The 15210-nt window shown below is 60.6% G+C and carries 9 protein-coding genes; all 9 read right to left on the reverse strand.

Annotated features, from left to right (window positions below):
• Positions 1-471: 471 nt before the first annotated feature.
• The 9 genes from HNQ65_RS17460 to HNQ65_RS17500 all read right to left on the reverse strand — a co-directional run bounded on the left by HNQ65_RS17460 (position 472) and on the right by HNQ65_RS17500 (position 15201).
• Positions 472-1980, reverse strand: coding sequence for a sulfatase-like hydrolase/transferase (locus HNQ65_RS17460; RefSeq protein ID WP_184341289.1), 1509 nt, complete (start codon positions 1978-1980; stop codon positions 472-474).
• Between the two features lie 58 nt (positions 1981-2038).
• Positions 2039-4354, reverse strand: coding sequence for a hypothetical protein (locus HNQ65_RS17465; RefSeq protein WP_184341292.1), 2316 nt, complete (start codon positions 4352-4354; stop codon positions 2039-2041).
• Positions 4355-4398: 44 nt separating this feature from the next.
• Positions 4399-5262, reverse strand: coding sequence for a hypothetical protein (locus HNQ65_RS17470; RefSeq protein WP_184341294.1), 864 nt, complete (start codon positions 5260-5262; stop codon positions 4399-4401).
• 20 nt (positions 5263-5282) lie between these two features.
• Entirely contained in the window at positions 5283-6254 is a 972-nt protein-coding gene (locus HNQ65_RS17475) for an alpha/beta fold hydrolase (RefSeq protein ID WP_184341296.1), read from the reverse strand.
• A 4-nt stretch (positions 6255-6258) separates the two neighbouring features.
• Complete coding sequence (locus HNQ65_RS17480; protein WP_184341298.1) at positions 6259-7011, reverse strand: M14 family metallopeptidase; 753 nt, start codon at positions 7009-7011, stop codon at positions 6259-6261.
• A 49-nt stretch (positions 7012-7060) separates the two neighbouring features.
• Entirely contained in the window at positions 7061-8482 is a 1422-nt protein-coding gene (locus HNQ65_RS17485; protein ID WP_184341300.1) for a sulfatase family protein, read from the reverse strand.
• A gap of 84 nt (positions 8483-8566) precedes the next feature.
• On the reverse strand, positions 8567-9952 hold the full coding sequence (locus HNQ65_RS17490; RefSeq protein WP_184341302.1) for a neutral/alkaline non-lysosomal ceramidase N-terminal domain-containing protein: 1386 nt from the start codon (positions 9950-9952) through the stop codon (positions 8567-8569).
• Between the two features lie 101 nt (positions 9953-10053).
• Positions 10054-14253 carry a PVC-type heme-binding CxxCH protein gene (locus tag HNQ65_RS17495; RefSeq protein ID WP_184341304.1) on the reverse strand — a complete coding sequence of 1400 codons (4200 nt, stop codon included), beginning with the start codon at positions 14251-14253 and terminating at the stop codon, positions 10054-10056.
• 90 nt (positions 14254-14343) lie between these two features.
• On the reverse strand, positions 14344-15201 hold the full coding sequence (locus tag HNQ65_RS17500) for an alpha/beta hydrolase (protein WP_184341306.1): 858 nt from the start codon (positions 15199-15201) through the stop codon (positions 14344-14346).
• Positions 15202-15210: the final 9 nt, after the last annotated feature.

Raw genomic sequence — 15210 nt, forward strand, 5'->3', positions numbered from 1 at the left:
GGCTCCCACCATGCAAAGCGTTGGGTTTTCATCGACATGTCTTCTTGCCTCGATGCACCCAATTTGCCAATCGACAGGTTTTCAAACACGACCTAAGATCATATCATGTGCGCATGGATGTCCGCGGCAAAAGCACGCGGCGGAACCCGGTGCAGACGCTGCTGGAACCCGCCGTGGTGCGGCAGAGCGCTGGGTTTGCTGCCTCGGATTTTATGTCTGTCACCCTAAATCCTCAGCCCGTTGGGGCTGGTGAGAGTTTGGGGGGCGAAGAGAATAGAACCGTATTTCGCAGAGTGTGGTGTGCAGCTATGGGTTTGAGCTGGTTTGCTGCGGGGGCGACTTTCCAGAACCGCACTCGGAGAGTGCGGACCACTTCACGCTGGGATGACTGAGGGGCAGGGTGTTTGCCACACGCTGATGGACGGGCGGGCTGTCGCCACACCCATCCTACATTCCAGTGTGGGGCAACGCTTATTTGACGAAGTCGGTGAAGCCGGACTCTGTGCGTTTGAGCTCAGCCTTCATTGCGGTGCGAAGTTCACTGATGCGGCTGACTTGAGAAGGATCATTGATGAGGTTTTTGAGTTCTTCGGGGTCGTTTTTGAGATCGTAAAGTTCTTCGCCAGACACGCCGTCGAGGTAGTGGACGAGCTTGAACTGACCCTGCACGACGGCGCTGTAGAGGGGGACACCTTGGTGGTTGTCCTGCTTGGCGCCTGTAAGAATGGTCTGGCTGACTTTGGAGCCGTATTCGTTGCCCATGTGCTCGTAGTAGCAGGGGTGCGGCCATGCGGTTTCGGGTTTTTCGAGAAGGGGGATCAGATCGCGGCCGTGGGTCTGCCAGGGGACTTTGACGCCGGTGATGGAGAGGAAGGTGGCAGCGAGATCGGGAGCATTGACGGAGGCGGCGCAGACTTTGCCAGTGGGGAAACGCGAGGGCATGCTGATGATGAGCGGAGAGCGGTAATTGGCGTCATACGGCGCTAGCTTGGTGCGGAAACCGTGCTCTCCCATGGAGAAGCCCTGGTCGGCGGTGTAGATGATGAGGGTGTTGTCGTACTGCCCTGATTCTTTGAGCGCGGCGATGAGCTGGCCGACGCCTTCATCGATGGCGGGGACGCATTCGTTGACTTGGCGGACCCAGTCGTCGAAGCGTTTGCCCCGTTTGCTTTCGCCAAAGGCTTCGCCGCCTTTTCCGGCCATGGGGTGGCCATCGGGGCCTTTGGTCCATGCCTGCGTTTTATTGAGGTAGCCGGGCTTGTCTGCGCGTGGGGGAAAGATGTCGGCGGGGACTGGGACCTCGGCATTTTTATAAGCACCCTTGTGGCGTTTGGCGGGGATGGAGGGGCCGTGGACACTGCCGTAGCAGACCCAGAGGTACCAGGGCTTGGCAGTATCGCGGTTTTTGCCACGGATGTAATCGAGGGACCACTGGGTGTAGTTGTCTGCCGGATAGCCTTCGATGGTCTGCTCCTTGCCGTCCACGCTCATGATCTGCGTTTCGTAGTAGGCACCTGCGTTTTCGGGATGGAGGGGACGATTCCAGACGATCTGGTGGTCCCAGTCGCGGCCCCAGCCGGTGTCGGTGCCGGTGTGCCATTTGCCGATCTGCGCTGTGTGGTAACCCTGCCTGCGCATCTCTGCGGGGATGAAGGGGCATTGCTTGGGATCGTAGGTGCTGCCGGGGTATTTGCCCTCCATGGACATGGACTCGATGCCATGCGGGAAGCGCCCGGTGAGCATGGTGGCGCGGGAGGGCATGCACCAAGAGCCGAGGTAGGCGGCGTGGAAGCGCACGCCGTTGCTGGCGAGGGCATCGATGTTGGGCGTCTTGACCCAGGGCCAAGAGCCGGGATAGCAGCCCACCGTTTTGGTGGATTGATCGTCGGCGTAGATGAAGAGGATGTTGGGTCGCTTGGCCTCGGCCGCGAGCATCTGGAGCGCAAACGTGCAGAGCAATGTGACGATAAAAGCCTTCATGGTGCGCGATTAACGTAGCGCACCATGGCTTTGTAGCCGCAAAAGCATGCAAACTGACTCAGGCTGCCGTGCCCTGCGAAGGAGGCGGGAGCTTGGCCATGGGAGGGCGTGCGACGGCTGCGGGGGGCTTGGCCACAGGAGGTGCCGGCGGCTTTGCAACGGGCTTTGCCATGGGCATTCCTGGTGGTTTGGCCACGGGCTTGACCACACCTGCGGGCATGGGCGGGGGCGCAGGCTTGGCCACAGGGAAAGCAGGTGGTGTCACAGCTGGCATGGGAGGTGGCTGGGGCACTGGAGCTACGGCGGCGACGGATGCGGGCTGCCGGATGATGGAGGAGAGCACGGAGGTGGGAGGAGGCCCTGGCGGAGCGGCCTTGGGAGCATGCGCTTTCTGAATCATGTCCCAGAGTCTGAGCCCGCGAAGCAGGGGGTGTCCGCGCAGGGCGGCGAGCACGTTGTCCCTGGAGGCAGGCGGCTCGGTGGCGAGCTGGTCGTAGGAGCCCTCCCGCTGAGCGGCGAGCATGCGACCGAGCGCCGAGAGCACCGCGGCCTCCGAAGCGGGGATATGATGGAAGGTGTTCTTTGCCTTGAAGGCATTGAGCAGCTCCATGGTGAGCTGACCGGAGACAGGTGCGATGTCATTGCGCAGCAGCAGTGTGTCGCCCGCAGATTCCTTGAGCCGCTCTAGCACAGCGATGAAGCTGCCACGCATGGAATTGCTGGTGACGACGCGGACCTTGCTGCCGCCCCACTCGAACCAGCGGTCGGAGCCGTCGAAGTTGTCATAGGTTTTGCGGATGTCGCCCTCGCTGATGGTGACTGGCGGAGCAACCATGAGCTGGATGAGATCGCGGGTGCGCTCGCCGAGGTCGATGGCGCTGGGGGCATCTGCTTCGGACTTTGCAGCTGTGACGGCTTCCTGGAAAAGGGAGTCCACTTTCTCCGCGAGGCTCTGACGTGGCAGAGAAGGAACGGCAAGGCCAGATGGTGGAGGCGGTGGCTGTGCCACGGATGGCGCGGGAATGGCTGAGGCAACCGCAGCGGGTTTGACCTCGTCCAGTGGAATGGCGGCCACGGGCACTGCGACTGCCGCTGGTACCGGGACCTGAACGGGAATGACCTGCTGTGGCACAGGGGGCGGCATGGGTGGCGGAACAACGGGCTGCGCACTGACTGCGGCCACAATCTCTGGCGGCAGCGCCGAAGACGATGTGCGCATGGCGTACAACTCTGCCGCTGCGGCGAGCAGATGGCGCGGGAAGATGGCCCCGCCTGCGGTGAGACGGGCGATGTCTTCCTCCTGCAAAGGATGAATGGCGGAAGTGATGCCATCTTTCTGGCGCTGAGCCGCGAGAGCGGGGCTGTCGAGGCGACAATTGAGAAGCAGACGCTTCTGCTCATTGGCGATGGGCAGCATGTCGATGACCGGCAGGCGGAAGCCGAGCGGGGCATTGGTGTCTGGTACGCCCACACGGCCACGCAGAGCCTGAGTGAGTGAGGCGTCCCAAGCGGCATAGCGCTCGGCCACGAGCCCGATGAGAACGACCCAGTTCTGACTCTGGTCGATGAGAGCAAAGAGCAGGCGCTGCATTTCATCGAGCTGCGGCTGGGTGATGACGAGGTCTAGCTGGTCGAGGACGAGCACAACGGGTGCGCCAGCCTGCGAGGCGAGTTTTCCAAAAAGCTGGATGACGATGCCCATCTCTGAGCGAGCGAGAGGCTCGACGACGCCGAGGTATTTCAGCTCGGCCTCAGTGAGGTAAGCGGCGCCGGAGAGCCACTGGGCGGCGAGGTGCTCCTTGTCGTCTCTGAGGATATTGAGCAGGCAACGCAGAACACTGCGAGGGACCATGGGATGCTCGGCCTCCAGGAGCTGGACGGCTTGATGGATCATCTCCTTGCGTGTCTCCAAGCTGATCTCCGCCCAAGCGTCATGAAGCTGGGGAAAGGTGAAGTCCTGCTCTACGACGGGCTTGAGCAGGGCATAGGCGAGCAAGCGCAACTGGCTGTAGGGGGTCTCTTTGCCCTCCTTGCTACGGGCGGGATGGCGCAGGCTGCTGACGAAACGGGAGAGGATGAAGTTTTCCAGGGCCTCGGGCTGCAGCGGCGGATTGGGCGCATAGGCGTAAAAGATGCTGTCTGCACACTCATGACGCAGACGCGAAAAGAGGTGCGACTTCCCAGAACCACCGGCTCCACGCACAAAGCGCACCTGGCTGCGATGCTGGGCGCGCACCTGATCCACCACCACACGGAGCGCGCCAAACGGCACTGAATGGATGTAGGGCACGTCCACAAAAGCGGCGGCGTTCCACAAGTCGTTTTCGCCCACACTGGTGGATGTGAAGGGATTTAGAGCAGCATACGGGGACATGGTCTCGGGAGTCGGTTTAAGATTCGGGAGGAAAAAGGGCTGGATCAGGAGAGCCAGCACCAGGAGTAGCCGGGAGGACCGAGAGACATCGGAACAAGCAGGGCGCGTTCATGTTCCGGGAGGTCTTGCGGTCGTTCACAGGGTTCTAACAGGAGGCGACCGTCATTGTAAAGCTTCTCGATAAACCTTCGGAAAAGCTGAATATCAGGCATGCCGCCACGTTCCGCAGCCCAGGTCTGGTAACGGGCGAAGGTGCTGGGTATGGGGATCATCATGGTGGAAGAGCGGATGCGGTCGAGCTCGTACCAAGCCTGGAGCTCGACCTCTGATGGCGCGATGACTGAGGTGGAGGGAGGAGCAGGCGGGGAGGACGGCTCCTGATCGAGCCAGGCGAGCAACTCCTCCAACGATGCAGGCTGAGAGCGTGCGCCATTTACTATCAGGAGGATTTTCTGCAAAGCGGTGCGCTGGGCTGTCGTGAGAGCCTGCGTTGGGCGCGGCCTGTGTGCGTAAACCAGCCTTTTGGCACCAGACTGCAAGAATGCTTCTCCTGAAGAAACGAGCTGAGCCAGGGCGGTCTCAAAGAAGGGTCGAAGTGTTAAGGGCAGCTTAGTCTGGAGCTTTGCAGCTGACTGCTCTTTGGCAGATGCCTGCACCCAGCTTTTCAAGTAGGCGGCGGTGGCTGCCTCAGGACTTTGAGGAGTGAAAAAAGGCTGCGGCTTGGCGGCCGTACCAGCGAGGATGCGAGTAAGCGGGCCCGTGGAGGCCAGAGCGTCAAGTGCGGCTGCCACGGCTTTGGGGGAGGCGGCTTTGCCGAGCGTGGGCTTGATGAGCTTGGCGATTTCAGCTGCTTTTAGCGGCAGCTCACTGCGGGCAAGCGCGTCGAGGATGGCGGTTTCGAGCGTCATGAAAATTCTGCGGCGATGGTTTAGTCCTCAAGATGGTGGTCGAGCCAGCGGGTCACATCATGCACGACCTCCTCGCGCTGAACATCGTGCAGCAGGAGATGGTAGGAACGAGTGTACCAGAGGAGCTTTTTGTCGCGGCTGCGCATCTGCGCGAAGAGCCCCTGAATCTGGTCTGCGGAAGACATCACATCATTAGGTGAGGCGACAAACAATACGGGCATCTTCAGACGGTGGGCTGAGTCTGTGTTGGCATCCAGCATGCCGCCGATGGCGGAAAGCAGGCGCAGGGAGAAGGCGCTGACGTGATGGGGTGTGACGGCCATCTGACCACCATGGGTAGAGTGTGAGGTGACCTGGATCTTGGACTCGTCCACACCCGCCAGCTCTCCGAGGGTGTAGCGCGAGCGCGGGGCAAGCCGGGCGGCAGTTTCGAGAACAAAGCGCTGGAAACCGGTGAGCGTCATGCGAAGCCCGGCCACAGGCGAGGCGAGAATGATGCCATCGGGATCGGACCAGTTGCCGAGAAGATCTGCGGCGGTGTGCAAAGCGATGAGGCTGCCGAGGCTCTCGCCATACCAAAAGACCGGGGTGCGCGGGTGCCTGCGCTTGATGAGCGCATGGAAGGTGGCGAGGTCTTTCTGCCAGATTTGGGCGCTCTGGATGTCTCCCCGCTCAGCGATGACGGGGTCATTTCCCTGCCCGCGCAGATCGTAGGAGTACACGGTGTAGCCGCGCAGGGGAAGCTGCTCTCCGAGATACCAGAAGTCTGACTTGGCCCCGCTGAGGCCGTGCACTGCGATGACCACGCCGCGAGGTTTGGTGCCTGCAGGAACGGGCCAGGCTTTCCATGGCATGGTCTTGCCATCGTAGCTGACCCAGTTTTCCGTGTTGAGGGCACCGCGGCCTGAGGTGATTTTTTTCACCGAGGCGCAACTGCTGATGACGACAAGAAGCGTCAGCAGCAAAAGTCGCTGGAGCAGAGGGATGTGCATGGCCTCAGGCTAAAATGTCCAGCGCCGCCTCCACGAAGCGCACCTGAACCTGCACACGCTTGTCGAGGGCAAACTCCGAGGGGGACTCGAAGGTGAGGGTGACCGGACAGCCGCGCACGTGAAGCTCCACGGCCTCGGGCATGCCGGGAAGATGGGTGGGTAGAGTGCGGCGGCGAATGACACCCCTGTCGGCACGGGTGCCCTCGATGCTTTTGCGTGGATCAGGACTGATGACGCGTGCGCAACGCTCGATGATCTGATGGCCAATTGTCTGGCGAGCTTGATTGAGCTCATAGAGATAGATGCCCTGGGCATCGTAGTCTTCATGAAGGCAGAGGCCGAAGCGCAGGGCACGGCCGGTGACCCACTGCTGCCAGGGGCCGCAGATTTCATCGTCGGCCATGTGGAAGCGGCGGTTGATGTCGAATCCGCGATGATCGATACGCGTGTTTAAAATGAGGCCTACTGGATTGAGGCAGGGAGCGATCAAGAATGAGCCGGTCTTGATGGTGGCGACATGCTTTTCCGCCCAAGTGAGCAGGCCCCAGGCAGAGCCGGCCTCGTCGCCATGAACACCGGTGGAGAGATAGATGGCTGGCTCTCCTGCCTGCGCGGCCTTTGATTCGAGAACGATAACGGGAATGTCCTTCACCACGCAAAGGATCTTCACAAGGCAGCCCGCGCTGCGCGCGAGCATGCGCCAACGCTGGATGAGGTGCTGTGCGTCATGCGCACGGTGGTTGGGGAGCAGCTTCACGGCGCGCAGCATGGCAGAGCCGGGGCGTTCGTCATTCTGAATTCCGCATTCAGTCCTTTTTCTTCTTTGGCTTTCCTTTCTTCTCCGGAGGCGCCTCCTTGGTACGGCCTTCGTTTTTGGCCACCTCTTCAGGCTCGGGGATTCTTCCCTGGTCATTGGTGCGCTCGATCCATTCACTGAGGACTGAACTTAGGCGCTCGCGGGCAGCACGGTGCTCGGGGCTGTTTGATTTGGCGAGGTTGTGGATCTCATGGGGGTCTTCCTGCAGATCATAGAGCTCTTCTTCCGGCATGGTGGGGGCGGCAAGAGAGGCCTGGGCAGGGGTCAGCTTGTCCTGAGCGGCGAGTTCCTTGATGAGGTTCCACACGGGATACTGCTTCTCCTTGTAGGCATTGTGCTGGAGGAAGGGGCGGTCGGGGGTGAAGTTGCGGATGTAACGGTAGCGCGCATCGCGCACGGTGCGGAAGCGGAATACGGTCTCGTCGCAGCGATCGCGCGCGCCAAAGACGTACTCGCGAGGCGGCTCTGCATTTGCGCCCATGAACACCCTGCCCTGCATGCCCTCGGGTTTGGCGATACCCGCCCATCCGAGGGTGGTGGCGGTGAGGTCGATGGACAAGAGGAGGCGGTCGCTGACTTTTCCTGCTTCGTATCCAGCGGGCGGATTCAAAGCGGAGGGCCAGCTGAGGATGAGCGGGGTGTGGAGCCCTTCCTCGTAGCAGAACTGCTTGGCGCGGACGTGGGCGGCACCGTGGTCGCCCATGAAGCAGATCACGGTGTTTTCCATGAGGCCGTCGCGTTTCAGGAGTTCCATGACTTTGCCGATCTTGCGGTCCAGCTCGGTGGCGGCGTCGAGGTACTGCGCCATGTCTTTTCGGGTGATTTCGTAATCGGGGTAGTAGGGCGGGATTTCCACCTTGGCAGGGTCGGCGTGGGGTGGGGCGTGGAAGGTGCGGTGGGTTTCCTGAAAATTGAGCTGCGCGTAGAAAGGCTGGTGCTGCTTGAGGTCGTCCCAATTGGCGGAGTCGAAGGGCTTGGCGGGCCCTTGGAAATTCCAGTCGGTCTTGCCGCTGCCCTTGAAGCCTGCTTCGGGTGGCAGGTCTTTGACATTGGCGGTGAAGTAGCCAGCCTCGCGCATGCGCTCGCTGATGACCTTCACGCCTGCGGGCAGGGTGAAGCCGTCATCGCGATGGGAGCGGTGATTGTGCGCGCCGATGGTGGTCTGATACATGCCGGTATTGAAGGCGGAGCGGCTGGCGGAACAGACGGGGGCCGTGGTGTAGTAGCGGGTGAAGCGCATGCCTTTGGCGGCGAGAGCATCCAGCACGGGCGTGGAGACTTCCTTGGCACCGTAACAGCCTAGATGAGGACCAAAGTCCTCGGCGATGAGCCAGAGGATGTTGGGGCGCTTTTCCTCGGCGTGGAGGGTGGCGGCCACGCAGAGACTGAGAACAAGGAGAAAACGAATCATGCGCACAGCATGACGAAAAATGCGGCGCAGACGCAAGAAAGTATTTGTAGCGAAGGCCTGATCGTCGCCTGCCGAGGCGAACCTTTATTTCATCATCTTCTGCGCCGTGGAGATGATGCGTTCCTCAAGGGTGTCCGCGAACTTATCAGGGTGCAGGGGGTTGGACCAGTACATCAGCGAACGAAAGGCCTCATAGCCACCTTCCAGCAGAACGCGCCTGCTCGGAATGTAGGCGAGGATGTCGTTGCTGTAGCCTGCGACCCACAAGGCCCCCGGCCCAGTGAATTCGCGCTTCAGGCGCAGGGAATAGTCCACGCAGGTCTCACCGCTGAGCGCCACGAAGGTGAGATCATGGCCAAAGTGCACCACTTGAAGCGGGCAGTCGTAGTGGTCGCGCAGGCCGGTGTGCTTGATCGCATACAAGCGCTTTTCATCCCACTTGCGCTGATAGATCTCGTAGCTTTTTTCATAGCCTTCGCCTGTGCTCAGCCGTTTTTCGATCTGGGCTGCCGTAGGAATGGACTGGTAGTCGAGTCGCGTGGTCTGCCAGTCAATGCGCAGCGGGCCATGGATCGGTTTCGGTTTTGCATCCAGCGCGGCCTCCACCGCTGTGGCGAGGCTCTGGCCGTGGCGGAGGCTGAAGATGGGACTGAAACGGGGATACGCGTTCTGATCACCACCGCAGCCCATCATGAATAATGCGATCGCGCCTGGATGCGCCTCTTCGATAAACTGCTGCGCATGACCTGCATAGTCACCGTGCCATTGCTTAATGCTCATGGATGTGTTGTGGCAGGCGTAGCCAAAGACGATGGCGCTCAGCTTTCCAGCGGCCGTTTGAACCGTGAGCACGGGCACATCATGATCCACCACGCCCTCGGGATTCGGGCTGTTCAAGAAGGGTTCGCCCGAAGGCTTGTCGTTTTTCAGTCTGCGGTTCATGGCAAAGCCGCAACGTGCGTGGCCATAACTGACCGTCGCGGGCTCCAGCTGCTGCAAGGCATCACCGACGATGCCGACGATTTTGTCCTTGAGCCATGCGTTGTAGCGCAGGCAGCGCTCCTTGCGGAGGGGATCGGTGAAGCTCATGAATTCCAGCTCCGTGTAGCGCAGCTCCGGACCGCAATGTGTGTGCGAGCAATTCAAAAGAAGCGCCTTCTCCGGCAGACTGAACTTGGTCTTCACGGCCTCAGCCACGGCGGCACGGAGCTGGGCTGTCACCTCGACGAGATCGAGGGTGACCATGACAAAGCGCTGCCCCTGCGCGTCCTGGAGCGCGAGCGCCTTTGCGTGGAGTTCCATCGCCGTGCCTTCGGCTGGCACCTCGCGGTTTGCGAAACCGGCGAGATACATCGGATCTGTGGGTGTGATGATCGTCCTGGCGGCTGCTGCTTTCCATTCTGGTGTCTGTGCCGACGTCTGTAGAAAGGATGCGAAGGCGAAGGCCAGGATCGGGAGAACAGGATTCATGATCGGAGACATACGCACTGAGCAGTGTGGATATGCCAATCCAGCTTTGGAGTGACATTGGTTCACTTCTAATGCAGCCGGGAGAAAATCTGACTGAGCGATCAGTCCCGTTTGCTCAGGAGATACTTGAGCAGCTCCAGGGCCTTGCGTTCGGGCATGGATTCGAGGAGGCCGGGGGGCATGAGGGAGACGGGCATTTTCTGGCGGCTTTTGAGATCGGCCTTGGAGATGATAACGGAGTCTGTGACGGTGCGGGCTGTGATGGCGGTGGCGGTTTCCTGCTCGATGACGCCAGATACGACGCTGCCGTCTTTTTTGGTGAGGACGTGGAGCTGGAAGTTGTCTCCGACGACAGCGTTGGGGTCGATGATGTTTTCGAGGAAGTAGTCGAGGCCATTGCGCCAGGAACCGGCTAGATCGGGACCGAGTTTGCCGCCGACTCCACCCATGGCGTGGCAGATGGCGCAGACCTGCTTGAAAGTTTCTTCGCCTGACTTTGCGTTGAAGGCCCAGAGAGGGGCTGATTGATAGGCCTTCTTTAATTTGGCGATGCTGGCTTTGGCGGCTTCGTTTGATTCGTTCACTTTGCCCCAGGTGACATCGAGGAGGGAGTTGATCTCGGTGTTGTTCAGGCTGCGCATCTGGCGGATTTGCAGGGAGCTGAGGTATTTTTTGTCGAAGGTGCCTGCTTTGACGGCGGCAAGCAGAGGCTGGGCAAGTTCGGCACGGCTAGTGAGGGTGCCGAGGGCGGCGGCGCGATCTGTGTCGTTGAGTTTGGGGAAGCGGCTGATGAGGGCAGTGGCTGTGACGGGATCGCTGGAGCGAGAGAGAAGAGGGATGACTGCGCTGGTGAAGTCGGGGTGATCGAGCAAGGTTGCGAAGATGGGGGTGGCTTCGGGATCGCTAACGCGTTTGAGGAGATCGAAGGCACTACGACGCTGCGGGAGCGGCTGAGAGGCATCGGCGAGGATGCCGCGCATCTTCGCGAGGACGGTTTTATCTCCAAAGAGAGCGGAGAGCTGATCGGCGGTGGCGCCGGGGAACTTGGCTTGCAGTTGCGGCCAAGCTTTGGGCATCGCGGCCTTCGCTTCGTCCTTCATGCCGAAGGCAAGGATTTTGAGATCACGCTCGGTCTGGATGGTGGGAATCAAGGCCTCGCGCCCTGCGGGAGTGGTGGCAGCGTACCAACGGATGGAATCGGCCAGGGATGGGAGGGGTGTTTTCGCTGCGAGTGCGAGGCCGCGGGGCCAATCTTCTGCGATCACGCGGGCGAGGCCGAACCAGATCATCTTGGGGAGGAAGCGGTCGTCTTTGTCCTCGGCGTGCATGGCGAGTGCGGAGGAAACTTCCCAGACAGTCTGGGGGGCTAGATTTGGAAGTGCGGAGGCGAGAGCGAGGCGGACGGTGGGTGAGGGATCGGTTTGGGCGAGCTTGAGGAGAGTGGTGGCGCTGAGCTTGGGTTTGCCGGCTTCTTCGGTGGCGAGCTGGATGGCCCAGGAGCGAACGATGTCGTTAGGATGCTCCACGCCTTGCTGTGCTATCGGCGCATCAAACTGGTTTTGAGATGCGAGCGTCCACAATGCACGCAGCCAAAAAAGATCGCCCTTGTACTCTAAGTCATAAATTTTGGTTACATCTGCAGCCGGTGTTTCCTGAAGCCTTTTGCGAGCCATTCGTGCCTCCCAATCGGTTCCTATCAGTTGCAATTCCACAAGCTGCGAACCGCTCATTCTTTCCAAATCCACCTTCACCGGCTTGTAGGTTTCCTTCCAGGAGATGCGGTAGATGCGGCCGTTGGAGCGGTCCCATTTTTCGTCTTCGGGGTTGTGGCAGTGCTGCGTGTCGGTCCAGTCGATGACATAGACGGCGCCGTCGGGGCCGGTCTGGAGATCGACGGGGATGTAGTCGGGGGCGGGGCTGTAGAGGAGATCGTAGCCGGCGTGGAAGGTTTCGTAGCCGCTGCCGGTGCGGACCATGTGCTGCTGATTGATCTGATGGCCGTGGAGATTGTGGGTGAAGAGGTGGTCGCGATAGATGGCGGGCCAGTTGTCGCCGTTGTAGATTATGGTGCCGACGTGCGAATGGCCGCCATAAACGGCTGTGGTGCCGGGTTTGCCTGCGCCGCCTTCGCCGCTGTCATAACGGGCGGAGGCGGGGAGGTAGTTTTGGAGATCGGGTGCGAAGTCTGGTGCGGTGGCGGAGATGAAGGGGGCGTATTTGCTGTTGGCCTGATTCCAAAAGTGGCCGTTGCGGATGGCATGGGTGGTGCCGCCTTTGCCCCAGAAGCTGCGGCAGTGGGTCATGAAGAAGTGGCCGTTGCTGTTGTAGTCGAGGCCCCACTGGTTGCTGCCACCGCTGCAGAAGATTTCGAAGACGTGCCGCACGGGGTGGTAGCGCCAGACACCTGCGTTGAGCGTGGTACGCTTGTCATCGGGTGTGCCGGGCTTGCCGATGTGGGACTGAGTGAAGACGCCTTGATTGCCGTAGAGCCAGCCGTCGGGGCCCCAGGTGAAGCTGTTGAGCGTTTCGTGAGTGTCCTGGTAGCCCCAGCCATCGAGGAGGATGTGGGCAGTGAAGGGTAGGCTGGGGACTTGTGCAACCGAGCCACTCGGGCCAGGAATGGCCCGGTTACTGGGCAGGGTCTTGTCGCCGTTTCGGGGAATGAAGAGCAGATAAGGGGCTGCGCCGACCCATACGCCGCCGAATCCGACTTCGATGCCGCTGACGAGATTGAGGCCTTCGCAGAAGACTTTTTTGGTTTCGAAGGAGCCGTCGCCATCGGTGTCTTCGAAGATGCTGATGCGATCTTTCCCCTGCCCTTCCGGCTGACGGTTGGGATAACTAAAGGCTTCTGCCACCCACATGCGGCCGCGCTCATCGAAGCAGAAGGCGATGGGCTGGCGCACATCGGGCTCGGCGGCGATGAGCTCGACCTGGAAGCCGTCCTGCAATTTCATACCAGCGACGAGTTTTTGTGCGGCTTCGTTTTTAACGGGCGATGGTTTAGCGGTATTGGGCAGGAGGTGCCAGAGAACGGGGCTTTCATCGCCACGTTTATTGCGGTCTGAGCTGACGCTGAAGGAAGCCACGGCGAAGGTGGGCTTTTGAGCGTGGAAGACGAAGTCGTCGAAATTCACGTGTCCCCAGCCGGATTTGGATTGATCGACGATGCGGATGAAGATGCGTTTGCCGACGACTGCTTCCAAATTAACGGCGACGCGCTTCATGTTTTCCTGCTGGGCGGCGCTGCTGCTCTGGATGATTTTGCCGGTGGCTTCCTCGATGATCTCGACGCGCTCGGTGTTGGCATCCGGTGCGGCTCCGAGAAGGAAGCTGGCCCAGGGGTGAGTGGCGACGAAGCTCGCGGAAGTAAGAGTGCCGGTGCCTTTGTCTCCGCTGCGCTCGTAGCCGCCGAGCCAGAACTTGCCCGCGTGCTGGGAGTTGCCACGTTTGCGGATGGCGACGGTGTCGCCTTCGACGGGCTGCTTTTCCCAAGCGTCGCCTTCGGCCTTCCAGCCTGCGAGGGTGCCGGTTTCGAAGCCGAGGTTGAGCTCGGTAGGTGGCGGGATGGAGGGGACGTCGGTGGTGCTAAGATTGCGGGCAGGAGTGCCTGCATCACTTCGGAGCGGCATGGTGGTTTTGCCGAGGTGGGTGAGCTGGATGTTGCGGAACTGCACTTTGGCAGGGCCGGGGCCGCTGTGGAGCTGGAAGGCGATTTTGCCGCTCCACTCGGCGGTTTTGGCCTCGTGGTCATCAAGCACGCTCATGAGGATGTCGTTCACCCGGACCTCCACGTGGGAGGCGGTGGCGGTGATCTGGTATTTGTTCCAGTCGCCAGCTTTGATGACGCTGGTGAGGCTCTTGGGCTCGGCGAAGACATCGGCCCAGCGGCGGCCATCGGGGGCGATGCTGACGCGTGAGCCGCGCTCTACGAGCAGGGCGCGGCCGTGCTCATCGTAGATGCGGCCAAGCCAGACGGCGCCTTGATCAAGATCGGCCTGATAGCCGCTGGCGTGACCATCGGGGCTCTGCTGGCAGCGGTACTGGATGCCGGAGTTTGCGCTGGGACCGCCAGTGATGCGGAACTCGACGGTGAGATCGAAATCGTGCACCTCGCCGTCCCAGAAGATCCATTCGTTGCTTTTGAGCTGCTGGCCCGAGGGAATCTCGCCGGTGATGGCTCTGTCTTCCACACGCCAGTGCTCGGCTTTGCCGGACCAGTGTGCGAGCGTATTGCCGTCAAAGATCGATTCAGCGTGAAGCAGCGGCGCAACGAGCAGGAGGGCGCAGAGGAGTTTCATGGTGGTTGGGGCACGGTTGGCTAACCTGCTTATACAACCACGGGCCTCCGTATGATGCAGACATGATTTTGGCCGAATCGGCCATTGGCGTTACTTTTTCAGCAGGCTGTTCACAAATGTATCCAGGGCTTTTGTGGCAGGATCATTTGGGAGGCCGAGGTCGTCGTTGAGTTTTACGTGACTGGTGTCCTTGGCTCCGAAAACGGTGGTAGGTATGCCGGCTTCCTTTAGACTATTCCCCAAGCGGGCGGCCTGGGCGCTGGTGTCTGGATGGGCAGAGACGTGCAGGATAAGGAAGGGCGGGATGCTCTTGCCTTTGGCGATGTGGGTGACGGCGGAGAAGTCGATATGCTTCTCGGGAGTGCCGCCGAATTTTTCGCGATGGCCGTTCACGCGAGGTGGAAGGTGGTGGACACGAAGGCGGGTCTCGGCTGTCTCGATGATGGCGGGGACGTCGTAGGTGTCTCCATCCACAGGAACGCAGCCGATGAGGCAGTCGAAGGTGGTGCCTTCGGCCTTCAGATAGCGGTCGTCGGTGCAGATGAGCGCGGCGAGTTCGGCACCAGCGGAGTGGCCGCCCACGAGCACGCGTTTTGGATCGCCGCCGTATTCAGCGATGTGTTTTTCCATCCAGCCGAAGGCATTGGCGACGTCACGCGTGAGCGTGCCCATGTCCACTTCGGGAAGGAGGCGGTAGTTGGTGGAGACGAAGACGAAGCCTTTGTCCATGAACCATTGGGGCTTGAGCTTGACATCTTCTTTGCTTCCCTGCTGCCAGCCACCGCCGTGGATCCAGAAGACGACGGGGAGGTTTTTTGCGTTTGCCGGGGAGTAGATGTCGAGCACGTGCCGTGCGTGGCCGTATTCGGCGTAGGGGATGTTTAATTTTACGTTTTGAGCGAGAGCGGTGGCGGCCAAAGCCAGGAATGAGAGAACGATGAGTTTCATAATATAGTG

Source organism: Prosthecobacter vanneervenii (genome assembly GCF_014203095.1).
Lineage (GTDB): Bacteria > Verrucomicrobiota > Verrucomicrobiia > Verrucomicrobiales > Verrucomicrobiaceae > Prosthecobacter > Prosthecobacter vanneervenii.